This is a genomic window from Rhodococcus sp. SBT000017, assembly GCF_003688915.1.
Classification (GTDB): Bacteria; Actinomycetota; Actinomycetes; order Mycobacteriales; family Mycobacteriaceae; genus Rhodococcoides.
The window spans coordinates 65082-86200 of the sequence record NZ_REFU01000002.1 but is presented as its reverse complement, the minus strand read 5'-3'; the positions used below and the strand labels follow the sequence as shown (position 1 = coordinate 86200).

At 63.0% G+C, this 21119-nt stretch carries 23 protein-coding genes; 7 read left to right on the top strand and 16 right to left on the bottom strand.

From position 1 onward, the window contains the following. Positions 1 to 4: 4 nt before the first annotated feature. Together AYK61_RS21615 and AYK61_RS21610 are read right to left on the bottom strand one after the other, a co-directional pair. Positions 5 to 1042, bottom strand: coding sequence for a 3-oxoacyl-ACP synthase III family protein (locus tag AYK61_RS21615; RefSeq protein ID WP_121873043.1), 1038 nt, complete (start codon positions 1040 to 1042; stop codon positions 5 to 7). Continuing rightward, on the bottom strand, positions 1039 to 2274 hold the full coding sequence (locus AYK61_RS21610) for a sedoheptulose 7-phosphate cyclase (protein WP_121873042.1): 1236 nt from the start codon (positions 2272 to 2274) through the stop codon (positions 1039 to 1041). The genes AYK61_RS21615 and AYK61_RS21610 overlap by 4 nt, the downstream gene beginning before the upstream one ends. A gap of 170 nt (positions 2275 to 2444) precedes the next feature. Here AYK61_RS21610 and AYK61_RS21605 point away from each other — a divergent pair, with 170 nt between their 5' ends. Beyond that, positions 2445 to 3059, top strand: a complete 615-nt coding sequence (locus AYK61_RS21605; RefSeq protein ID WP_121873041.1) for a TetR/AcrR family transcriptional regulator — start codon at positions 2445 to 2447, stop codon at positions 3057 to 3059. 70 nt (positions 3060 to 3129) lie between these two features. Here AYK61_RS21605 and AYK61_RS21600 read toward each other — a convergent pair whose 3' ends face one another. After that, positions 3130 to 3714, bottom strand: a complete 585-nt coding sequence (locus tag AYK61_RS21600; RefSeq protein ID WP_237669087.1) for an AAA family ATPase — start codon at positions 3712 to 3714, stop codon at positions 3130 to 3132. A gap of 24 nt (positions 3715 to 3738) precedes the next feature. Next, a complete protein-coding gene (locus AYK61_RS21595) occupies positions 3739 to 4092 on the bottom strand; it encodes a TA system antitoxin ParD family protein (RefSeq protein WP_121873040.1) in 354 nt (117 codons plus the stop codon). An 85-nt stretch (positions 4093 to 4177) separates the two neighbouring features. On the opposite strand from AYK61_RS21595, the gene AYK61_RS27075 reads away from it, so the two are divergent. Continuing rightward, positions 4178 to 4855: a hypothetical protein gene (locus tag AYK61_RS27075; RefSeq protein WP_147458373.1), complete on the top strand. Its 678-nt coding sequence runs from the start codon at positions 4178 to 4180 to the stop codon at positions 4853 to 4855. Between the two features lie 36 nt (positions 4856 to 4891). Here AYK61_RS27075 and AYK61_RS21585 read toward each other — a convergent pair whose 3' ends face one another. The 4 genes from AYK61_RS21585 to AYK61_RS21570 form a co-directional block, all read right to left on the bottom strand. Further along, a complete protein-coding gene (locus tag AYK61_RS21585) occupies positions 4892 to 6517 on the bottom strand; it encodes a long-chain fatty acid--CoA ligase (RefSeq protein WP_121873038.1) in 1626 nt (541 codons plus the stop codon). 95 nt (positions 6518 to 6612) lie between these two features. Beyond that, on the bottom strand, positions 6613 to 7665 hold the full coding sequence (locus tag AYK61_RS21580; protein WP_121873037.1) for an alpha/beta hydrolase: 1053 nt from the start codon (positions 7663 to 7665) through the stop codon (positions 6613 to 6615). A gap of 29 nt (positions 7666 to 7694) precedes the next feature. Continuing rightward, entirely contained in the window at positions 7695 to 8486 is a 792-nt protein-coding gene (locus AYK61_RS21575) for an acyl-CoA thioesterase II (RefSeq protein ID WP_121873036.1), read from the bottom strand. Between the two features lie 81 nt (positions 8487 to 8567). Next, the gene (locus AYK61_RS21570) at positions 8568 to 9617 is read right to left on the bottom strand and encodes an SDR family oxidoreductase (RefSeq protein WP_121873035.1); all 1050 of its coding nucleotides are present in this window, start codon (positions 9615 to 9617) and stop codon (positions 8568 to 8570) included. Positions 9618 to 9705: 88 nt separating this feature from the next. Here AYK61_RS21570 and AYK61_RS21565 point away from each other — a divergent pair, with 88 nt between their 5' ends. Next, positions 9706 to 10023, top strand: coding sequence for a helix-turn-helix transcriptional regulator (locus tag AYK61_RS21565; RefSeq protein ID WP_121873034.1), 318 nt, complete (start codon positions 9706 to 9708; stop codon positions 10021 to 10023). Here AYK61_RS21565 and AYK61_RS21560 read toward each other — a convergent pair. Together AYK61_RS21560 and AYK61_RS21555 are read right to left on the bottom strand one after the other, a co-directional pair. Further along, on the bottom strand, positions 10007 to 10408 hold the full coding sequence (locus AYK61_RS21560) for a hypothetical protein (protein WP_121873033.1): 402 nt from the start codon (positions 10406 to 10408) through the stop codon (positions 10007 to 10009). The two genes, AYK61_RS21565 and AYK61_RS21560, sit on opposite strands and share 17 nt — an antisense overlap. Beyond that, entirely contained in the window at positions 10405 to 11907 is a 1503-nt protein-coding gene (locus AYK61_RS21555) for an SAM-dependent methyltransferase (protein ID WP_121873032.1), read from the bottom strand. The genes AYK61_RS21560 and AYK61_RS21555 overlap by 4 nt, the downstream gene beginning before the upstream one ends. Before the next feature lie 29 nt (positions 11908 to 11936). On the opposite strand from AYK61_RS21555, the gene AYK61_RS21550 reads away from it, so the two are divergent. After that, the gene (locus tag AYK61_RS21550; protein WP_121873031.1) at positions 11937 to 12440 is read left to right on the top strand and encodes a DUF1648 domain-containing protein; all 504 of its coding nucleotides are present in this window, start codon (positions 11937 to 11939) and stop codon (positions 12438 to 12440) included. 1 nt (position 12441) lies between these two features. Here the strand turns inward: AYK61_RS21550 and AYK61_RS21545 are convergent, their stop codons facing one another. From AYK61_RS21545 to AYK61_RS21535, 3 genes are all read right to left on the bottom strand, one after another. Then, on the bottom strand, positions 12442 to 13833 hold the full coding sequence (locus AYK61_RS21545; RefSeq protein ID WP_121873030.1) for a PQQ-binding-like beta-propeller repeat protein: 1392 nt from the start codon (positions 13831 to 13833) through the stop codon (positions 12442 to 12444). After that, positions 13830 to 15053 (bottom strand): hypothetical protein, encoded by a 1224-nt coding sequence (locus AYK61_RS21540; RefSeq protein ID WP_121873029.1) that lies wholly within the window; start codon positions 15051 to 15053, stop codon positions 13830 to 13832. Before AYK61_RS21540 ends, AYK61_RS21545 begins: the two co-directional genes overlap by 4 nt. A 162-nt stretch (positions 15054 to 15215) precedes the next feature. Beyond that, entirely contained in the window at positions 15216 to 16463 is a 1248-nt protein-coding gene (locus tag AYK61_RS21535; protein WP_121873028.1) for a TetR family transcriptional regulator C-terminal domain-containing protein, read from the bottom strand. Between the two features lie 173 nt (positions 16464 to 16636). On the opposite strand from AYK61_RS21535, the gene AYK61_RS21530 reads away from it, so the two are divergent. Together AYK61_RS21530 and AYK61_RS21520 are read left to right on the top strand one after the other, a co-directional pair. Continuing rightward, positions 16637 to 16897, top strand: a complete 261-nt coding sequence (locus AYK61_RS21530) for a LuxR C-terminal-related transcriptional regulator (protein ID WP_121873027.1) — start codon at positions 16637 to 16639, stop codon at positions 16895 to 16897. Positions 16898 to 17104: 207 nt separating this feature from the next. Beyond that, positions 17105 to 18127: an SMP-30/gluconolactonase/LRE family protein gene (locus AYK61_RS21520; protein WP_121873026.1), complete on the top strand. Its 1023-nt coding sequence runs from the start codon at positions 17105 to 17107 to the stop codon at positions 18125 to 18127. A 61-nt stretch (positions 18128 to 18188) separates the two neighbouring features. Here AYK61_RS21520 and AYK61_RS21515 read toward each other — a convergent pair whose 3' ends face one another. Genes AYK61_RS21515 through AYK61_RS21505 form a run of 3 tightly spaced genes read right to left on the bottom strand, consistent with a single transcriptional unit; the run spans position 18189 to position 19684 of the window. Continuing rightward, complete coding sequence (locus tag AYK61_RS21515) at positions 18189 to 18674, bottom strand: SRPBCC domain-containing protein (RefSeq protein WP_121873025.1); 486 nt, start codon at positions 18672 to 18674, stop codon at positions 18189 to 18191. Continuing rightward, positions 18674 to 19006 (bottom strand): metalloregulator ArsR/SmtB family transcription factor, encoded by a 333-nt coding sequence (locus AYK61_RS21510; RefSeq protein ID WP_237668955.1) that lies wholly within the window; start codon positions 19004 to 19006, stop codon positions 18674 to 18676. The genes AYK61_RS21515 and AYK61_RS21510 overlap by 1 nt, the downstream gene beginning before the upstream one ends. A gap of 48 nt (positions 19007 to 19054) precedes the next feature. Then, on the bottom strand, positions 19055 to 19684 hold the full coding sequence (locus AYK61_RS21505) for a TetR/AcrR family transcriptional regulator (RefSeq protein ID WP_121873023.1): 630 nt from the start codon (positions 19682 to 19684) through the stop codon (positions 19055 to 19057). A gap of 140 nt (positions 19685 to 19824) precedes the next feature. Here AYK61_RS21505 and AYK61_RS21500 point away from each other — a divergent pair, with 140 nt between their 5' ends. Then, positions 19825 to 21117, top strand: coding sequence for a S9 family peptidase (locus tag AYK61_RS21500; RefSeq protein ID WP_237668956.1), 1293 nt, complete (start codon positions 19825 to 19827; stop codon positions 21115 to 21117). Positions 21118 to 21119 lie beyond the last annotated feature (2 nt).

Below are 21119 nucleotides of genomic sequence, written 5' to 3'. Positions count from 1 at the left end.
TGGTCTATCCCTTCGTGGTGTTGTCGTGGCCGGTGTATTCGACTACTGCGCATCCCCAGGTGAACCCGACGCCGATGCCGGTGAGCATGATTCGGTCACCCGGCTGCAGGGTTTCGGCGCGTCGGAGCAGATCGAGGCCGAGCAGTGGGTCGGCAGCACCGGTGTGGCCGATCGTGCGCCCGAGTTCGACCAGCGTCTGATCGGGCTTGATCTTCAGGGGCTCGAAACACTGCTTGCGCAGTAGAACGTTGCCGAAGTTCGGGACGATCCATCTGCTGATCTCGCCGTGGTGGGTCGCCGAGTCGCCCAGTGCGGTTTCGGCGCAACGGGACAACGCTGCCGCGTTGCGTGACCAGAACTCGTCGATGGTGTGTGTTTCGGCGAAGCCGGCGACGCGTGCTCGCAGGTCGATGGGTCCGTCGGTGTCGTAGACCGGCATGTCCAGGCTGTCGTGGCCGCGGTGCATCTGTTCGAGGTGTGCATCGCTCACCACGGAGGTCGACAGGATGCGCAACGGGCCGGGATCGGGGCCGACGACGGCGGCGGCCGCACCGTCTCCGTAGACGAGACCGCTATCGGACTTCCACCGGTCGAACAGCGGCATACGCCAGGCGTCGGATGCAGTCACCAAACCCTTGCCGCGTCCGTCGAACCAGCGACCGATCATCTCCATGCCCACGATCGCTCCGGCGCATGCGGTGCGGATCTCGATGGGCAGGCAGTCGTCGATGCCGAGTTCGTTCTGGATGTAGGCACCGCAGTTCCACGCCTCGAGACCGTTGTGCAGAACGACGGCGTGGACGAGCAGATCGATCTCGTCACTGCTGATTCCACTGTCCTGCATCGCAGCTCGGCCCGCGAGGACGGCCATGTCCGGGGCGGTTTCGCCGAGGTCGGGATTGGAGACCGCGACCGACGTCTGCCCGGTCTTCTGGTGCTCGACCGACTCGAATCGCCCCGCCGCCACCATGTCGGCGGCTTGCACTCGACTCTCGGGCAGATAGGACCCGAAGCCCTCGATGTACAGGCTGTCCCACTTCATGACGCGACCTTCGTCACCGAGACTTCGCCGTTGGGCAGCCCGGTGTTCTTGCGCGCTAGTAGAGACAGCGCAGACGCGATCTCCTCGTTGGTCACATCGTTGGCGAAATGGTGTCCGCCGATGCCGACGGGGAGCGGCAGCCGCTGACGTCCGTCTCGATGGCGGACGGTGTCTGCGAGTGCGGCGTCGAGCACGCCCGCTGTGGACAACACGTCGTTCCAGACGGGAAGGCCGAGTCGTTTCATCACCGTCAGAATTCGGTCCAGGTCATCACTGCTGAGGCTTCCGCGCAGGAATCCGAGTGCGGAGGTGAGCGCCATGTCGATGCTGACGGCCTCGCCGTGCAGCAGAGCGGGCAGAGCCTCCATCTCGAGTGTCGGCGAGAATGTGTGGCCGTAGTCCACACACCGCTCCAGGCAGGACTCCCACAGATTGGGCTGGAGCTCCTCGAGCATGAGGTGGATCGATTCGGCGATGACTTGAGTTGCAGCAGTGTCGAGTTCGGCGGACGTGCCTTGAAAGTTGTCGTCGATCAGGCGTTGACCGTAGGTTTCGAGCAGCTCGAAAAGATCGATCGACTTGATCAGCGCCATCTTCAGAATCTCGGCGAGGCCATTGGACAGGTGCCGGTCGTCGAGGGTGCGCAGGAATGCCCGGTCCACATAGGTGGCGATGGCGGGGGCATACGTTCCCAGGCGGTTCTTGCCCATGCCGTAGTTGACGCCCGTCTTGACGCCCACACCGGCGTCGACGAGTCCGATGAGGGTGGTGGGAATTCTGATGTACGGGGTGCCGCGCCGGTAGACGCTCGCGGCGAATCCGACGACGTCGAGCAGTACGCCGCCGCCGATGGCGATGACCGGCTCGCGACGTCGGTCGATACCGAACCCGTTCATCGCGTCGACGACGCGGATGACCGAGCTCCATTCCTTCACCGTCTCGTCGGCGCGCATCGACACGAACGACGCGGCCACTCCATGGTGCTCGAAGTATCCCCTGATGCGATCGCCGTGGATGCGGTCGACATTGGAGTCGATGACGACGAGGCGTCTGTCTCCCCTGGTCAACGGTGCTGCGCTGCAGCCGTCCAGCAGCTGGGTGTTCTCCGGGCTGAACAGGTTCCTTGCTGCGATGACGTGGTACTCGACTTGCTTGACGGCCTCGACCTTCCATGCCGAGTCGGTGTCTGCACTGTGACTGAGTCCGAGTTTGAATGAAGCGGCACTACGCATTTCGATCCCCCTGGACGGTGATATGCACTCTCGGGCTGTATTCGCTCTCTTCCGTGCTGTGCCGAACCGAAGTTCTTGCAGAAGCGTAAGGGATTCGTTTATCGATCGCTACAGGAGTAGACTAGATCACAGTTTCCGGAGCAGGACGAGATTCGAGACCAGGAGGGCCTATGGCCGGCGTACGAGGACAGGGGCGGAAGTTCGATGTCGACTCAGCGCTGGATCAGGCGATGTTCGCCTTCTGGGAGCACGGATACGAGGGCACCTCGGTCTCGATGCTCACCAGCGCGATGGGCATCAACCCGCCGAGTCTCTACAGCGCATTCGGTGGCAAGGAAGGGTTGTTCTTCGCCACGATCGAGCGATATCTCGCCACTCGAGGCGACTTCATGGACCGGGCATTCGCCGAGGAGCCCGACGCGGCCAAGCTGATCTCGAGGCTGCTGTACGACGCGGCGTCGCATTACACCGACGAGTCGTGCCCGGGCGGCTGTCTGATCATCAGCTCGGCCGTCGGCGTCACCGACGCCAACCGAGGCATCGCAGATCGATTGCGCGACATGCGCAATGCCAACGTGTCCCTGTTGGCGGAACGCATTACCGGGAACGTCGCCGACGGCATCCTGCCTCCGTCATGGGACCCGGTCGATGTCGCGGAATTCATCGGCGTGATCATTCAGGGCATGTCCCAGCGTGCCCGGGACGGCGCAACTCGGAGTCAACTCGAACACGTGGCAGAGATGACCCTCGCGTCGTTGGGGCCGGTGCACTCGATCGTAGGCTGATACACCCGCGTCTCCTGATCCATCCCATTCAGGTGAGACATACAGCATGTCGATCAACGGGACAGGGCGGCTACGAACGCAGGGCCGGCGGCATCCAAGTGGGCCATTCGGCCTGCCCTACGAGGTTGCCGCGATCGAACCGGGCAATCGTGCGGAACGGCTGCCGCGCCGATGAATTGTCATACACCTGAGCGCGATCCACCATCTCGATCGCGGATCGAAGGAGAGGCCACAACCGGTCGTACCGTTCGCGAATTTTCGCCTCTGGAACCGAATGACCGCCTTGATCGACGCGGTTTCGTACTCGGGCCACAGCCGTTTCGACAGGAATTGCGATGACGTGCAGCGTCACCAAGTAGCCTGCGCTTACGGCAAACTGGACCAGTTCGACTTTGGACTCGTGTGAAAAGACGGTCTCGGTGACGAATGATGATCTTGCCGAGAGGAATTCCGCGCGCAGGTCGGCAGCAACTCGTGACGCCTCGTAGGCGTGCGCAGACTCGTCGCCGGGCCATCGATCATGCGCGATCTCGTCGGCATTGATGAATGGAAGATGCGTGACGGGTGACAGTACGCGCGCGTTGAACGTGCTCTTGCCTGCACCATTGGGTCCAGCAAGCAGGTGAAGTACCGGGTCCGAGATCGGTGTTGTCACGATTGGCTGTCTCGGGAGCGCGATCTATCGATGTTCGGTCCACTCGACGTTGCCGTGCTCGTCGGACTCGACGTACGAGCGACCTTCTGCAGTGAACTCACTCTCGAAGTCGAGCGATTCCGTCGCCGATTCGATCTGTTCGGTCCACTCCGCGCGCACGACGGCCTGCCTGTGCGGCGTCAGGTCGTCATAGCGCGCCTTACCTGCAAGAACATCGGCAATATCGCGTGCCGAGACGCGATGTGAAAGCTCCATCTCTCGGCCTATCAGCGCCCAATGTGCAATCTGTTGCGCGGCACTTCGGCTTGCGGTAGATCCGGCCAGTTTTGCAGCATCGTAGAGGTCGTCGTCGATACGTAGAGACGAGGTGGTGCCCATGATGATGTCCTATCGCCGCAGCAGTACCGCTAGTGTAGCAATCTGCCACAGAAGTGTGCCGAGTCTCGACAGGACGCGGTATCCGGTGAGCGCGATCGAATGCAAGCGCTGGCTGGCCGATCATGGTCGAGCCGCCCTTGAAACAGACGGTCGCAAGAACGCTATAGACAGCCGCGCAGCCGGTGACATCTGTCGTGGTGTCGGTGGTGCGGTCTACGGTCACCCTCGAATCAATCGGCCGAATGAGTTGGGGGACAAAATGGTGACTCTGTCTGCAGTATCAGCTGTGGTTGCGGTGTGCGTGCCGCTCATCGTAAATTTTCTGTCGCGAATGCGGCAAGAAAACCTCAGCGGCCGCTCGAGGACGCTAGCTCGGGCTTACGAGCGTAAGGAACGGCAATTCGTCTTCGCAGAGAAACTGGAGGCGATGGGTTTGCCCGACGAGGCGGCCAGGTCACGGTACGACGGACTGTTCGCGTTTTACCGGGTACGTGTGCTGTGGAACTATCGGCAGTCCAATCCGGCCCAGTTTGTCGCAGCCTTCGCCGGAGGGCTGGCCGTTCTCGTGGGTGTGGGCGTGGCACTGCTGGCTCCTCGGTCGTTACTTGCCTCAATCATCTCAGCCAGCCTGGTCTGCGTAGCCACGGTGGCTTACCTCGCGTGGGGGTGGTTTGCGTTTCGCGAAATTCAACGAACCAAGCCTCGAATCGAGGCATTGGTCGCAGATTTCGCGTCGGCGTGCGGTGTGAGGGTGCTGCGCTGAGAATCAGCGGACGTCGACGCGCGGAGAAGTGTTCTCCTACACCAGCTCGATGACCTCCAACGCACCGTCGGCGTGTGAACTCCGCAGTCGCTTCTTGTCGTACTTGCCGACGCTGGTCTTCGGGACCTCGTCGATGAACGTCCAGCGTTCCGGCAGCTGCCAGTGAGCCACGCGGCTGTCGAGGAACTCCTTGAGCTCTTCGGCTGTAACCGAAGCGCCCTCGCGGACGACGACGGCCACCAAGGGGCGCTCGTCCCACTTGGTGTCGGGCACGCCGATGACCGCGGCCTCGCGTACGGCGGGATGTCCCATCACCTGATTCTCGAGTTCCACCGACGAGATCCATTCGCCACCGGACTTGATGATGTCCTTGGAGCGATCGGTCAACCGAAGGTAGCCGCCCTCGGAGATAGTGCCGACATCGCCGGTGCGCAGCCAGCCGTCGTCGAATTTGTCGTCTGCGTCCGCGCGGTAGTAGCTGCCGGTGATCCACGGGCCACGCACCTCGAGTTCGCCGACCGTCGTGCCGTCCCACGGCAACACCGTGCCTGCATCGTCGACGAGTCGTGCTCGCACCCCGGCGACGAATCTGCCCTGCGTGCAACGCAAGTCGAACTCGTCCTCCGGCGACAGCCCGGCGTCGGGCTTGCCGGAGGTACCCAGTGGGGAGGTCTCGGTCATGCCCCACGCCTGCGAGATGTGCACCCCGTACTTCTCGTGGAACGCCCGCATCAGGCTCGGCGGGCACGCGCTGCCGCCGACCACCACGTCACGCAGACTCGACAGGTCCGCCGGGTGATCCTCCAGGTGCTCCAGCAGTGCCTGCCAGATCGTCGGAACCGCCGCAGCAGCCGTCGGGCGCAGCGTCGACATCATCTCCGCCAACGGAGCCGGCTGGAGGAACCTGTCGGGCATGATCAGCGACGCACCGACCATCAGCGCCGCGTACGGCAGACCCCACGACATCGCATGGAACATCGGCACGATGGCCAATACCTTGTCGGACTGCGCAATCGCCATCGCGTCGGTCATGCACGCTTGCATCGAGTGCAGGTAGATCGACCGATGCGAGTACACCACTCCCTTGGGGTCGCCTGTGGTACCGGAGGTGTAACACATTGCGGCAGCTGATCGTTCGTCGAGCTCGGGCCAGTCGAACTCCTCGGACTTGCCTGCGAGCAGATCCTCGTAGCTCAGCACCTCGATGCTCTCGGGGGCATTGACCTGCGCCGGGTCGACCCCGACGACAATCAGGTGACGCACGGTCTCGAACGTGGGCAGCAACGGCGTCAACAGTGGCAGCAGGCTCGCGTCCGCGATGATTACCTGATCCTCGGCATGGTTGACGATGTAGGTGAGCTGCTCGGGGAAGAGTCGAATGTTCAGCGTATGCAGCACTGCGCCCATCGCAGGAATCGCCATGTAGGCCTCCATGTGCGGGGCGTTGTTCCACATGAACGTTCCGACGCGCTGATCGTCGTCGATGCCGATCGACCGCAGACCGTGCGCCAGTTGCGCTGCCCGCCTGCCCAATTCCCCGAAGGTCACGGTGGTCGGACCGGTGTCCGTCCAGGTGGTGATCTCGGCCGAGGAGTGGATGGACGTCCCGAATCGAACCAGCTGGCCGATGGACAGTGGGGTGTCCTGCATGGTGCTCTTCATCGATCTCGCTCCTGAAGTCTCGGCACGCACGTCGTTGTGCTGCGCGTCACACCTTGCACCTTACGGACTTCCCCCGACGGGTGGTCCCGGGTACCTCACATCCGGGCGTCGACCTCGCGAACCATGTCCTGATAGATCTCCGACGCGGGATCGATGACCGCGAAGTGGCCCCCGGGTCCTTCGACCGAGACGACCGAATCCGAGCCCGCCGACGCGGCGGCGTAGTACGCCCGACTGATCTCGAGCAGGTTGGGATCGTCCGACATCGCGCACACCACCAACTGCGGAACGCCGAGCGGAAGCCTCGAGTTCGGAGACGATGCCTCGTACGTCTGCTGGGCATCGGCGAAGCGCGCACCGAGCGCAGTCGACACTGCACCGTCACCGAGCCACCGCTCGTCACCGACCCGAAGATCGAGGACACCGGCCAGACTCACTGCGAGAGCAGGACTCACGGTCTTCCCGGCCGAGTCGGCCGCCAGTCGCATCGCAAGCTGACCGCCCGCCGAGTGGCCCATCAGGACGATTCGGTTCAGGTCCAGATCGCCGGTTGCGGTCTCGAGCGCTGCCAGCGCGGCGGCGACGTCGTCGGTCGTCGCATCCCAGCCGTGTTCGTCGGGGCGACGATATTCGACGTTCCACGTGGCGTAGCCGCGCGCGGTCAGATCGACGGCCATCGCGTCCATCAGATCGAATTCCCATCGCGAACGCCAATAGCCACCATGGATCAACACCGCAACGGGAAACGGGCCGTCGCCCTCGGGTAACCGCTGCTCGACGCGTTGCTCGAGGTGATCTCCGTACGACAGGATCGTCCCGGGGTGGAAGCGGTGGAAGAACACACTGTCGATCGCGAATCGGAGGCCGTCGATTCCGCGGCCCCGGATGTGTGTGCGAACGCCGTCGGACCTGTCTGGCTCGCACTGCCCGAGATCGACTCGAACGACACTGCTGTACGACGCCATGTCGATGGGGACGCCACCCCCGGGAACGACGATCACCTCGTCGGAACCGGCTGCAGTGTCGACGATTCCGCCGGTCAGTCCTCGGGCCGACAGCGCCCTGGCGACCAGCTCCTGCGCCGTCGCTAGATCGGCGAACACGCCGGGAGCGGCGACGATGTCGAGGTGCGTCGAGGGGTGCGTCATGGGTTCACGCTAGTCCTACGAGCGTGGCTTCAGCCCTTGTAGTAGACCACCTGGTGGCTCGTGGCCAGCAACGTCCCACCTTCGGTCCACAGTTCGGCCGTCTGATCGAAATAGCCCTGATGGAACCGGCGCGCGCGTGCGGTGCCGAGGACGTACCCATCGGAGTGGCTCTCGAGATCCTCCGGTGTCGCGAAGAAGTGGGTCGTCAGCGAGATGGTGCCGGCCGGCACGTAGCGACCGAGGCGCTGAAAGATTCTGGGGTAGAACACATCGCTGAGCGACGTCAGCGCCGCGAAGTCCAACGGACGAGGCGGAGTGTCGCGGATCCAGAGAGTCTCGGTCGAGTCCGGTGATTCCTGATCGTTCAGAGCGCCTGCAACGAAGCGCATCTCGTAGTTCTGCGCCCAGGCGATCGCGTCGGGAAAGGTGCCTCGGGGCGTGTCGGCGGGGGAGGGGACGGCCGGTGCCAGAGCCTCGGTGTTGTCCCACGTCTCGCGTCTCGTTCCGAACACCGCTGTGGCCGTAGTGGCTACGGCACCGCCCTGGATCAGCTCGAGGTACCAGTGCTGATTGCTTCGGTTGGTTCGTACGGCGCGCGCCGAGATCTCGAATTCGCCCTCGGCGACCGGACCTGCGAAGTTGACCGTCAGCGAGATCGGCGATCCGAGGCATTCCGGATGACGCTCGATTGCTCGAATGAACGTCGCGGCAGTGATGCCACCGAACGGGCCGACCATGTTGTTGTACGGCGCGGATGTGTGCCCGGCGAAGGTGCCGGCCCCGACGGTCTCGAGGGCAACTGCTGTGTCGAACGGATGCATTGTTCTCCCGTAGGTCTCGATCGGCGTTCGTGCCGATTCAAACTATCCGGCCAACTCCGGCGTCACACCGGGCGGCTCCCCTCAGGGGATGATTCGCTGGTGCCGCAGTTCGGCGAAGATCCCGGCGAACATTGCCTCGGTGTCGACGAATCGCTGAAATCCCATTCGACGGGCCTTGGAACCGTCCGCTATGACGTCGTAGTCCCACGAGAAGACGAAATCTCCGAAGGTCCAGGATGATACGTCGGAGTACGGAACTTTCTGCAACCCGTTCTCGGCGACGATCGAATCCCACAGCGTTTCCTTGTCTGCCATGACATCGGCCAGCGACATCGGTAGCGGGGTTGCGGTGTCGAGGTCGAAGAGACCCGCAATGCGCGGCCACATCTCGCTCCAGCGAAACAGATCGCCGTTGGTGATGTTGAACGCCTGGTTGGCGCAGCTCGGCGTGGTGGCCGCCCATACCGTCGCCTCCGCGAGCAACGACGCATCCGTCATCTCCAGCAGCGCGCCGAAGGCACCGGGCTTGCCCGGAAATCGCATGGGGACGCCCAGTTTTGCGCACATCGTGGCGTACACAGCGATGACGGTGGCCAGGTTCATCGGGTTCCCCAGCGCGACACCGCACACCACCGACGGCCGGATGGCCGACCACGTCCATCGCTTACCGAGTTGCCGCGCCTCGAGAAACTGCTGCTGATCGACGTTGAACTCGGGCGGCATGTGGGGCGGATCGGATTCTCGCGCCGGGGTTTTGAAGGGTCCAAGGTGTGCACCGTACACCTTGTATCCCTGCATCAGGCTCACGTGCTCGAGGTCCGGTGAACTGTCCTCGATGGCCGTGACCACGTTGACGAGCATCGCGAGATTGGGGGCGACGAGTTCGGCCCAGCTCGGTCTCTCCTGGTAGGCGGCGTAGAAGATGTGTGTGACTTCGGTCAGCTCCGCCAGTTGGCGGTGAGTCTCGTCTGCGTCGAGCAGATCCACCGCGATGTACCGGACGCGTCCGTCGTCGGTACCGCCGCGGCGTGAGAGCCCGACGATGTCCCAGTCGCCTGTTCGCTGCAGGTGATCGACCAAGTTGCCGCCGATCACTCCGTTGGCTCCCACTACTACTGCTACGCGTGACATGACCTACTCCTATCTGGATATCGCGATATTGCGATTCCATCAGTAGACCACATATCGGGATATTGCGATATGGGAGTAGGCTTCGGGGGTGGCTGACGAACTGGACCCCGCAGAGCTCGCAGCGGTGTTCGGTGCGCTGAGCAATCCCGCGCGCTTGGCGATCATGCGGTGGCTCAAGGATCCCAGCGATTTTCCGCCCCAGCTCGAGCCCGCCGAGGACGTGGGAGTGTGCCTCAAGCACATTCAGTCGAGGGCGGGCGTCTCCCAATCCACCGCCTCGCAGTACATGGCCGTGCTGCAACGAGCGCAGCTGGTGACGAGCACCAAGATCGGCCCCTGGGTGCATTACAAACGCAACGACGAGTACCTCGATCGACTGGCCGAGACGATCAAGTCCGATCTGTGAAGTCTGCAGGCGGTGGGTTCGACCGGGGCTTTCGTCTTCGGCTCGACACCAGGTTGATGACCCCGGACAGTGCGAGACTGCCGCCGGGATAGACCAGCAGTCCGGAGGAGAAGATGACGGGTTCCGAAGCGTCCTTCACCATGTACACGGCACCGATGCCGGTGAGAACCACTCCCGCAACGGTGGCAAGCGCGATGGTTCGCCGGCTCTGACGGGACAACCGCGTCGAGATCAAGGCTGCGAAACCTGCGAAGACGCAGAGGAAGATCGACGCGATGAGCAACGCGTCCCACTTGACGACTGTGGCCACGAAGAACATGGATCCGCCGATGAGGAGAAGGGCCAGCTCCGGAACGGGTTGTCGCTGTGAGGGGTCGACAGTCATGGTGGTAATTCCCTCGCGAGATCCACCGCGCGAATGAGCGATGCTGTCTCGAACGGTAGACCGTGCGCGGCCGCAGCATCGGCAGCACGCTCCCGTAGAGTTCGGGGGTCTGTCGCGCAGGCGATCGCGTGCAGGTCGATGCGTTGCAACAGCTTCTTGGTCACCGGTCGTTTGCTGTCCCAGAATGCCAGCGCGGCAATGAGATCGGTGGCCTCCTGGCCGCTCAACAGCACATGGGCGACGGCGCATGCCGCTGGGTCCTCGAACGGCAGGAGATAGGTGGCGTCGTCGAACACCGCAGGTCTTCCGTCGTAGGGGCCGACCATCCTGAACTGCGGAACCTTGTGGAATCCGGAGATCGCGATCTTGTACGGAGCGAACGTGTACGGCCCGACACCGAAGATGCAGAACCGGGCGCGACTTCGGTAGATCGACGACTTCCGGCCGTCGAGAGCTGTCGCGTTGTCGGTGAGGTACTTCCACAGCTTCGGCGCGCTGTCCGCCAACTGCGCGGTGTCGTCACCGGTGTGCGATTGCGGCACGATCATCCACCGCGACACCTCGCTGAGTTTGTCGCGGTAGACGTCGGTGCATTTGAACAGGGGAAACAGGAAGTCCTTCTCGACGTCCACCGAAGCTCCGAGTTTGGTTCGCGGGCCGTCGTTCTCGGCCAATTCCATGACGGCAGACGCGTCGTGTTTGATGCCCTGACGCCACATCAGTGGACTGATGCCATCGAACTGCTTGCTTCGCTCGTAGGCGTCGACATCCGCGACGAGTTGTCCGTCGACCACTCCGATTCTGCTGCTGGGGTGCGGTGCATCCATGCTCGGATACATCTGTGCAGTGTGGTCGGTTGCACCGGTTCCGAGTTCGACCACGAACCAACAGGCATCCACTCCGGCGTCGAACCACTTCTTGGCGTCGATGGGTCGCAGACTCGAACCGGTGATCGGAAGGCCGTGCCGAGCGCAGTGCAACAGAACGTTTCGGGCTACCTGGGTCTTGCAGATCATCGCAACGGTGGCCGGGCGATCTGCGAACTCGGCGAGCAATTTGATCCAAATGAACTCCGCGATATCGAAATTGGAGCTTCCGGTGATCGCATCTATTCCGCGCACGTTCCCGGTGTTCGCACGAGCCGGTCTGTTGCTGGACCCCAGAACCGACAGCTGAGAGTTGGTCACCCACGGTGGGTTGCCGACGACGAGGGTCGGGCCCGGATCCGACGTCCATGCGATGTCGCGGGCCAAGTCGAAATCGAAAATCGAGGCGGTGATCACCCTGCCGAATGCCGATGCGGCCGCGGCGTACTCGGGCTGCACTTCGATTCCGACGCGTTCTGCCTCGGGGTGGCTCTCGCCGACAACCGACAGGAAGTTCCCCACGCCGCAAGTGGGTTCGAGAACGCGAGTCCATTGTCGTCGTGGCAGGGTGTTCACCAACGCACGTGCCAACTCGATCGGGGTCTGGAAGTCCCCGAACTCGTTGTTGGGCATCGATGCCTCCGGCGCTAAAGTGGACGTCGATGAAGCTTTCGCGTGCGGCCCTACTGCTGTCAACTCTGGTGTTCATCGGCGCTCTGACCTGGGTCGCCGTCACTGCGGGGGATCAAGTGCCCGCGCACTTCGACGGGTCCGGTCAGGTCGATCGCATGGACTCGAAGCTGTCCTTCCTGCTCACGATGGGAGGCATCGGATTCGCGGTGATCGCGTTGTTCGCGAGCATCGGTTGGTGGTTCCCCAAGGTTCCGGCGTCCATGGTGAACCTGCCGAGTCGGACGATGCACGAGTACTGGACTGCCGCCGAGAACCGACCCGAGCTGAACCGAAAGATGGCCGAGGACCTCGAGTGGATGGGCGCGGCAACGGCACTGCTGTTCGCCTGGATCGCCGGCGTTGCGGGTGCGACGACTGGCGACTCCGTCACCGTCTGGGTGCTCGCGGTACCGACGGCGCTGTACCTGCTGGCCATTCTTGGATACGTGGTGTTCGTGGTCAAAGGTGGCCGGTACCGCGTGCCGAAGGACTGACTCAGGGGAGTGGCTGCAGCATCGCCAGTTTCGAGCCGGACTGAAGCAGATAACTGCCGTCGGCGGCGTCGACCAGGATGTCGAGGCTGCCGGTGCCCTCCTCTGGAAACATCATCGACCATTTCGCCGTCCAGACAGTCACGCCGCTCGTGACGTCGACGGCGGACAGATCGGTGCCATCGGACATCAACGCCAGGTTGCCGTCGTTGCCGAAGACGCTGCCAGTGAGCTCGGACTGCCAGAGCTGCTCTCCCGATCGCAGATCGATCGCGATCGTATCGGCGTCGGTGCTGGTGAGACCTACATGCCCAACGACCGACCGCAGTGTGCCGACAGTGCGAGGCTCGTTCCATTCGTCACCGGGACGGTCGTAGACCAAGTTCGAGTCATTCCACCTCTCTTCCCCTGACTCTCGGTCGATTGCCGTGTCCCCCAGAACCAAGGGGATCGATGCATCGGTGGGGTCGTCGGGCGACGGTCGCTGTAGCGCCGGTGCGGACGACCTCGCCAAGACCGTGCCGTCGCGTCGGAACGCGACGGTGCCCGTGACATCCGACGAGCTGCCATTGCAATCGAAGGTGGATCCGATAGCCAATCCACCCGCTGTTCGTTGCTCGGCAAGCATGCAATCTTCGAGTATGTCGGTGCTCCACAGCTGTTCACCGGTCGAGGCGTCGAACGTGGAGAAGTCGCCCCCGACGTCGAAGGTTCCGATGTCGTCATCCACCTTCAGCGCGGTGGTGTAGTCGTCCTCCCATCCGGCCCACGCATGCAACGGAACCGTCCAGTCGGCGCTCGGATTCTCCAGCGTTCCGCGGTGCAACAGTACGTCGTCGTCCTCGAGGTTGCCCGACGTCGTGTAGATGCGGTCGTTCGCGACAGTGACGGCGAAAAGATCGAGATCAGTGGGGTAGTTTCGTGATTCGCCGGTCTCCGGATCGAAGGTGACATAGCCGGGCGTCTCGCCCCAGATGGGCTGGTGGCACACGAGTCGGCCGTTCAGCGGCTCGTCGGCGCACGCCGCTAGATCCGGGGCCGGGGTCTTCCACAGAACGGTGCCGTCCGTGGTGTCGATTCCGACCATGAGTGCCTCGTCGTTGCCGGATTCCGAGGACACGACGGCCAGTGTGAGAGCTGTGTGGCCGATCAGAGTCGAGCCGGCTCCCCACGCATACATCGAACCGGTACGCGGAGAGGCGAAGGTGGCTCCCTCCAGCCCCATGTCCGCCGCGTCGACGGACCATGCCAACCCCGGTGCGTCGTCTGAAGAATCGGTGATCTTCTTGATGGTCGTGGATCGATCCTGTGTCACAACGGCTACCGCTGCACCGACCGACAGCGTCGCGACGATCGCCGCAACGACCAATTTCGCGGTCTGGTTCCATCGCATCATCGAAGGTCCAATCCTGCTGTGTTCGCCAGGTTTTCGAGAAGTGCCGGGTCCTGCACCGGTTGTGTCGTCGACACCGTGATCTCGAACCCCGACGGCGTGACGACGGAGACCGAGGAACCCGGCCCGTACTCGTCCGGTGAGACGAGCTGGGGCTCCTCCGTTGTCGTCGAATCGGATTCGATGTCAGGCGTGGCCCGGACAACGCTGATCGTGAGTTGCCCGGCAATGCTGTTCACCGTCTGACAAAGCCCCGAACCGAATTCACTGGTGTGCAACGCACCCAACGGTGGAGTCGGAGCAAGCGCCGCCGCATCTGCCCGCCGGAGAGCGTCGTTGAGTGTTCGGATCTCGTCGCGGGAGAACGACGCCGTCGGTGAGTCGTCCCAGCCGGCGTAGCAGTCGGCGGCATTGCCCGGTGTTACGGCAGGGACGGGAGCAGTGATCCTGAGGGCAGGGTCGGCGGCTATTCGGACCAGGTCGTCGAGCGTCAGTTTCAACGTGTCCGGATCGTTCCCGCCGGAGACCGAGGCAGAGACGACGGATCCGTCCGACGTGTACGCGGTGGCCGTCCGGGAGTAGGTCCGCTGACCGTTGGTTTCGCGCCACGTGTCGTCGGTGTCCAGCACCGTTCCGTCCGGCAGACTCCGCCGCTCATCCACTTGGCCGGCCACGCAAGGTGGTGGTTCGGTCGAGTCTGCCGGGCCGACACCGACACTGAGATAGTCCGACTGGTCACCCGAGGCCAGTGGGGCGGATGCGTGCGCCGAGTCGAGGACGAAATCCTGAGATTCACCCGACGCGGGTATCGGGCCGAAGTACACGGACGTGGTCGACGAGATCTCGGCGGGAAGCGCTGCCACCAACGCCTCGGACATGAGGTGAGCTCTGGGGCCGTTGTACCAGGGGGCGGCTGGATTGTCGTACGAGTCGTCGCCCGTCGTAACGAAAGCGAAGGATGAGGATTCGCTCGGAGACTCGACGGTGTCGCACCCCGGAATGCTTGCCGACGCGTCGACCTCCGGGGTGACCACCACGTACTCCCGTTGCGGTGGCTCCGGAACTGGCGTCGCCGATGTCGTTGGCAGTGAGGTCAATTCGGGTTCCTCGGCTGGAGTGGTCAATCCCGCTGCGACCACACCGAGTGCCACTATCGACACGAGGACGAGTGTGTTCAACAGCGCGGAGCGATTGCGTTCGGTGGGCTGCGTGTCCTCGTCCATGACCCTCGTTCCATTCGCCCCTATCGCGACGAATGTCGCGCACTATTCATACCATTCGTTTTGCTAAGCGAGCTGGGTGTGGCCGCAGATGACATCCTCGCTGCACTCGACTACGTCGCCGACGGAATCCGGCGGGTTCGATGACAGGCAGCCGGTCGATGCTCAGTGCGTACCGAGTCCGTCGAGGAGAAGTTCACCGACGAACGTCGCGTTGTCCTGCGGGCTGTTCTGTCGTCGGGTGAAGCACCGCATCAGCAGAGTGTTGGTGATGCCTGCAGCGAGATCGACTGGGCTCGAGCCCTTTCGGAAGATACCGGTGTCCTGCCCTCGTGCGATGACCGGTGCGATGATCGACGGCAGGTTCAGCTTGTCCTTGATCGAGATCAGTCCCTCCGGCTCGCCGTAGGTGTCGTGTGCGACGGCGACGAGGAGAGCGTCCATGAATTCGAGTTCGTCGGCGGCGAGTTGCGCGCACCGCAGCATGTGGTTCTGCAGAATCGTGAGATCGTCGAGGCCCAGCAACTGGTCGTCGGCCACCGACTCGCGAAGACGATCGACTCGGCTCTGCAGCGCTGCGACGATGACGGACGGCTTGGTCGGAAACAGTGTCTTGCACGCCGCCCTCGGCACTCCTGCGATATCGGCGACGTCGTCCATACGCGTCATGAAGTAGCCACGCTTTCCGAACTCGTCGCGCGCCGCGGTGACGATCGCAGCACGCGGATCGCGGGGCAGGGGCCGTTCCTCGACCGGCACACCGACATCTCCCACGACGTCATCGAGGTGCTGATGATGTCCCGACGTGTCGACGACGGCCCCGAGGAAGGCGAGCACCGCGTCGGACATCACATCGGCCGAAACGGACGCGGCGTCCACCTGACTGCGGATGCGAAAGCCGTCGACGACGGCATTGACCGTCACTGCGAACGATCGGGCCGTGAAGGGACGGCGAAAGGCTCCCCCTTCGGGAGCGAACAATGCCTCGAATGCGTCCAGTACGGCGTCGTCTCGAACACGGTAGCCACCGGCGAGTGCCGCGGAAGCAGGTCCGCGGAAAACATGGTCGAGAAGAGTTGCGGTGGTGCTCTTCTGGTCGACGATTGCCGGAAAATAGCGCGCAACGAGCGTCGACACCCCTGCGCGAATCGAGTCGCCACTGTTCGCCATCTGTGTGCGAACTGTGTCGTGAACGTCGGTGGGTAGTGGTGTTCGGGACAGATGCTCGACGACCGTGCTGAGGAAGTCGGATTTGGTATTGAACTTGCGGAAGAACGTCGCTGTCGACGAGTCGGCCTCGTGGACGACGTCCTCGATACGTAGTCCGCGCTCGAGAATCCTCTGCGGATGCGCGATCAACAATGTGACACCCGCCTCGACGAAGTGGGCGGCGGTCGCGTCGAGCTCGGTCATAGAGGCGGACTTTACCGAGGTGGGGTCGAGCACGTCGCCGCAGGTGACAGCGTTCACTCTCAGGTGAGAGCGACCTGGGTCATTCCTCGGAGTGACCCAGCGGAGTGAGTGCGGTGTCATTGGCCGTGTTCGCGCCACCGGGACAGCGGTGGTGCCAGAAATCGAGGATCTCCATGACTGTGCTCGACATCCGCGTCGGCGACGCACCCGACCCACGGCTCAGCGCTCGTGAAATCGAAGTACTCACCGCCTGGCTCATCTCTGATTCCAAAGCGGAGGCGTCGCGCTCGCTCTATCTCTCGATGGGAACCGTCAACACACATCTGACGCGCATCAGAGCCAAATACACGGCAGTGGGGCGAACGGCACCGACCAAAGCGACGTTGCTGGTGCGCGCACTGCAGGACGGGTTCATCGACATCGACGAGCTGTGAGCAGTCAGCGCGACGACGAAGCCGACCGGCCCTGGTGAGTGAATCAGCGACACCGATCCAGTACAGGACGAGTGCGCCGATCACCGAGCCTGCTGTCGTCCAGACAACGCACTCAGCAGCGTCATGCCCCCTGAGATCAGGTGAACCCGGCGAGGGGCTGGATGATTTCGCTGGGAAGAAAATTGGACATATGGAACACTCGAACGTGTGAACCGAGTCTCCCGGATAGTGCCCGCTGTTGCCGCCACCACACTCCTGCTGAGCGCCTGCGGGTCCTCGGAACCGACACAGACGCCTACGGACGACACCACTGCGGCATTCACATCTGCGTCGTCCACGGCCTCGAACCCGAGCGCCGCGACCGTATACAACCTGCCGGGTAGCGGCGTGTTCCCCGAGGGCATCACCGCCGCCGACGACACGTTCTACGTGACCTCGACGTCCGACGGCGCAGTGTTCCGCGGGACTGTCGGATCCCCGGATGTGTCGGTGTTTCTCCCTGGCGGCGCGGACGGACGCACCGGCGCCGCCGGAATCGACGTGACCGACGAGGACGATCGCAGCGACTACCTGGTGATCGCCGGTGGAGCCGCGGGCAAGGTGTGGGTGTACGACGCCGACTCCGGCGAACTGGTTGCCACGTTCGGAAACGGCCTCGGCACCGATGCCACGTTCCTCAACGATGTTGCCATCGCCGACAACGGCGATGCCTACGTCACCGACTCACGGAACCCGGCGCTGTACCGGATCCCGTTCGAGCAGATGACGGCAGGCGTGCAGGACGGACAACTGGAGACGTTCGTGAACTTCGACGGCACCCCCTTCGTCTACGGGGAGGGATTCAACGCCAACGGAATCGTCGAGAACGACGACGAATCCGCGTTGATCGTCGTGCAATCGAGCACCGGCAACCTGTACCGGATCGACAAGAGCTCGAAAGAGGTCACACAGGTCGACCTCGGCGGTGCCACGGTCACCAACGGTGACGGGCTCGAGATGGACGACGACACCTTGTACGTCGTTCGCAATCGTGACGGTCTCATCGCCACAATCGACCTCGACGACGACGGCAGAACTGGCGCGGTCACCGGAGAGATCACCGACCCATCGTTCGCCTACCCGACAACCGTTGCAGCCATGGACGATCGGCTGTTCGTAGTGAACAGCCAGTTCGACAAGCGTGGGGGAGAGCCTGTCGAGCCGTTCACCGTCAGCTCGGTTCCGGAGTAGAGCGGCTTCGCCGCACGTGCACGAAAGTTCGTAGTGGAGGTCGAGTTCCCGCGCACCACGATCAGTGGGCGAGGATGGCGTCGATCTGACCGATTGCCTCCGTCATGCCCTCGACCATGCCCATTGAATCGAGCAGCTCGAGCTGTTCGATCGAATCGAACCGGCTTCGAATTGTCATGCGTGTCAACGCATCCGCTCGTTCGAGAGTCACGGCCGTGTGAATGATGGGCATCTCCGAGGATGGATTGCCGCTCTCGTCGGTGAATCCGTCGTCGAAGCTCAGCGACGACAGCGCAGAGATGTCGGTGAAGACCCAGTAGTAGGTGATCTTCTCACCATCAGGTCCGGTCATGTAGTAGGTGGCGCGCCCTCCCGGAACGAAGTCGTGCGTCTCGAACGTGGCAGGCCAGGTGGGAGGACCCCACCAGCGTTCGAGCTGACGAGGGTCCTCCCAGATCTGCCAGACCTGCTCGACCGACGCGGCGAATTTGGCGACGAGGGTGAGGGCGAGTTGCTCGGTGTCCTGGTGAGAGCTGACGAATGGCATCAGGTGGTACCTTTCCGGTCGTTGGTGAAGAGATCGTCGATCCGTTCGACGCGTTGTCGCCAGATCTCCTCGTAGGTATCGAGCAAGGCGCGAGCGTGTGCGATGGTGTCCAACCGAACTCGCACGATCTGCTCCCTGCCACGCTTGTGTTTGGTGATCACGTCAGCGCGTTCGAGAACCGCGACGTGCTTCTGCACAGCGGCAAAACTCATGGCGTAGTGAGCCGCCAACTCCGATACCGACTGTTCGCCGACAGTGACCTTCGCGACGATGTCGCGCCGCGTCTTGTCGGCGAAGGCCTGGAACAGGCGATCGACCTCGGCGTCACTCATCTCATCTACAACCATTTGGTTGTAGATTATGCCGAGGTTCGGACTTCGTCAAGGGTGTTCGGCGTCGCTCGTCGGCGTGCTGCGTAGTGATCCGATCGCCGCGGCGACCACGGTGTCGATGAATTCCGCGTCACACGGAACGCGGGTGAGGAAATGGCGAAAGTGGATGGGGGCAATGAGCAGTTCTATCGCGGTGCGGGCATGCGCGTCGGCACCGGCGGAGATCTCACCCCGTGCGATTGCATGTCCGATCATCACTTGGTTTGCCTCGAAACGTTTCTGCCAGAATGTGTTTCGCGCCAGCTCGATGTCGGGGGAGTCGGTGACGAAGGCAAGCGCTCGAACCAGGCCATGGCCCAGGGGTGAGTTCAGATACGCGCTCAAAGTGGTGGCAAGTGTCGTTAGATCCCCGCGCAGCGAGCCGGTATCGGGCCGCGGGAGGGTGTGCTCGCTGGCGGCGAGCATCGCGTCGAGTACAAGATTTTCTCTAGTGGCCCACCGTCGGTAGACAGTGCTGTCACGTACGCCGGCGCGGCGGGCGATATCCGGAATGCCGACCTTGTCGACGCCGCCCTCGATCACGGCGTCCAGTACGGCCTGGTGTACCGCAGCTCTGACGTGAGCCGTCCGTCCCCCTGGCCGTCGGCGTGGTGCAACGTGATCGGTGTTGTCAGCCATCCGTGAATGCTATTGCAGTGTCCCTTGCGTTAGGCGTTCGAGCCGCCTACCGTGCCTTAAGGCAGAACTGTCTGCGTTTAGGGGCGGGGGAGTAGCCGGTGGCATCGTTGATGGATTGGGGACGGCGTATAGCGGTCAGCGTGAGAGCGCTGACCCGCAGCACCGAACGTGCCGCGCACAGGCGAGGTGTCGCGCCGTTTCTACCGCGGCTGTTCGTCGACCGCTTCACGCATCTCGGCGGAATCCCGGATGCAGAATTCCGGAGTCAGCTGTCGGAATGCCGTTCGTTCGACGATGACCGGTGGGCTCCCTACTGGTCGACGTTCGCCGACGGACACCTCGCGCGCGCAGACGAGGCGTTGTTCCGATTGGGTGCCCCCGAGAGTGCCCGGTTGCTCGACGCCCCCGACCCCTCGGCACTGACGGCACTGGGTGAGGCACTCGCGCCAGCGGCGACAATTCTTGTCGATCGTGGCACGGTGGCAGATCCGGAGGTACCGGCACGGTTCGTCGCAGCGCATCCCGAGGCATCCGACGCGGTTGTTGCGATGGACGGTTTGATCAAAGCGCTGGTGTACGACTTCGTTGCCGCGTGGCCTGGCGGCAGTCCTCAACGCCAGCGTGCCTACCGCCGCTCGTCGCGCTTGTCGGAAACGTTGTTGCAGGCCATGGCGCCGACGATGGGGTACGACGTCGAAGTGCTCGACATCGTCTTGCCCGGCACCTCCGATCGGGTGCACGGCGTTCTCGCGTTGCCGACTGGTGCGACGAACATGCCGACGGTTCTGGTCACGAACGGCTTGGAAGGCACCATCGCCGAGACTCTCTTTCCTCTCCTGGCTCGGCGCGAGGCCGGTCTCGCCACCTTCGTCATGGAGATGCCCGGTACATATTCGTACAGCGACCCCATGACGGTGGCGGCCGAGATCGTCTACAGGTCGGTGATCGACTTTCTCGCTGCCGACAAGCGCATCGACGGCGAGCGATTGGGCATCATGGGTTTCAGCTTCGGCGGTTACTGGGCCGCGCGTATGGCCGCTGTGGACCCTCGTTTGAAAGCGGCGGTGTCCAATGGGCCGCTCACACACCGGAGTTTCGGTGTGGTCAATTCGATCGGCATGCCGGAGGTGATGCTGTCGACGCTGAGCCGGACGCTCGGTGCCACCAGTATTGCCGGCCTGTTGCACAAGGTATCGAAACTCTCTCTGCGACAACTCTATCGAGACATCGGCATCCCACTGTTGGTGATCAACGGGGCTCAGGACACTCTCGCCAGTACCCGCGACTCGATCGACCTCGCAGTCGCTGCGCCCAACGCGCAGCTGGTGCTCTATGCCGACGACGACCACTGTGCGATGGGCAACGCCGAGCACTGGTCGTTGCTGTCGACTCGCTTCCTCTGCGAGCATCTGCTGGACCCGTCGAGAAAATAGGC

Excerpts from the sequence above, each read along its gene's own strand:
- AYK61_RS21610 (WP_121873042.1), bottom strand. The coding sequence starts at position 2,274 with ATGCGTAGTGCCGCTTCATTCAAACTCGGACTCAGTCACAGTGCAGAC.
- AYK61_RS21575 (WP_121873036.1), bottom strand. The coding sequence starts at position 8,486 with ATGCATCCGTTCGACACAGCAGTTGCCCTCGAGACCGTCGGGGCCGGC.
- AYK61_RS21550 (WP_121873031.1), top strand. The coding sequence starts at position 11,937 with ATGAAGCTTTCGCGTGCGGCCCTACTGCTGTCAACTCTGGTGTTCATC.
- AYK61_RS21505 (WP_121873023.1), bottom strand. The coding sequence starts at position 19,684 with ATGGCTGACAACACCGATCACGTTGCACCACGCCGACGGCCAGGGGGA.
- AYK61_RS21515 (WP_121873025.1), bottom strand. The coding sequence starts at position 18,674 with ATGCCATTCGTCAGCTCTCACCAGGACACCGAGCAACTCGCCCTCACC.
- AYK61_RS21605 (WP_121873041.1), top strand. The coding sequence starts at position 2,445 with ATGGCCGGCGTACGAGGACAGGGGCGGAAGTTCGATGTCGACTCAGCG.
- AYK61_RS21545 (WP_121873030.1), bottom strand. The coding sequence starts at position 13,833 with ATGATGCGATGGAACCAGACCGCGAAATTGGTCGTTGCGGCGATCGTC.
- AYK61_RS21560 (WP_121873033.1), bottom strand. The coding sequence starts at position 10,408 with ATGACTGTCGACCCCTCACAGCGACAACCCGTTCCGGAGCTGGCCCTT.
- AYK61_RS21615 (WP_121873043.1), bottom strand. The coding sequence starts at position 1,042 with ATGAAGTGGGACAGCCTGTACATCGAGGGCTTCGGGTCCTATCTGCCC.
- AYK61_RS21595 (WP_121873040.1), bottom strand. The coding sequence starts at position 4,092 with ATGGGCACCACCTCGTCTCTACGTATCGACGACGACCTCTACGATGCT.
- AYK61_RS21535 (WP_121873028.1), bottom strand. The coding sequence starts at position 16,463 with ATGACCGAGCTCGACGCGACCGCCGCCCACTTCGTCGAGGCGGGTGTC.
- AYK61_RS21555 (WP_121873032.1), bottom strand. The coding sequence starts at position 11,907 with ATGCCCAACAACGAGTTCGGGGACTTCCAGACCCCGATCGAGTTGGCA.
- AYK61_RS21540 (WP_121873029.1), bottom strand. The coding sequence starts at position 15,053 with ATGGACGAGGACACGCAGCCCACCGAACGCAATCGCTCCGCGCTGTTG.
- AYK61_RS21570 (WP_121873035.1), bottom strand. The coding sequence starts at position 9,617 with ATGTCACGCGTAGCAGTAGTAGTGGGAGCCAACGGAGTGATCGGCGGC.
- AYK61_RS21530 (WP_121873027.1), top strand. The coding sequence starts at position 16,637 with ATGACTGTGCTCGACATCCGCGTCGGCGACGCACCCGACCCACGGCTC.
- AYK61_RS21585 (WP_121873038.1), bottom strand. The coding sequence starts at position 6,517 with ATGAAGAGCACCATGCAGGACACCCCACTGTCCATCGGCCAGCTGGTT.
- AYK61_RS21510 (WP_237668955.1), bottom strand. The coding sequence starts at position 19,006 with ATGAGTGACGCCGAGGTCGATCGCCTGTTCCAGGCCTTCGCCGACAAG.
- AYK61_RS21580 (WP_121873037.1), bottom strand. The coding sequence starts at position 7,665 with ATGACGCACCCCTCGACGCACCTCGACATCGTCGCCGCTCCCGGCGTG.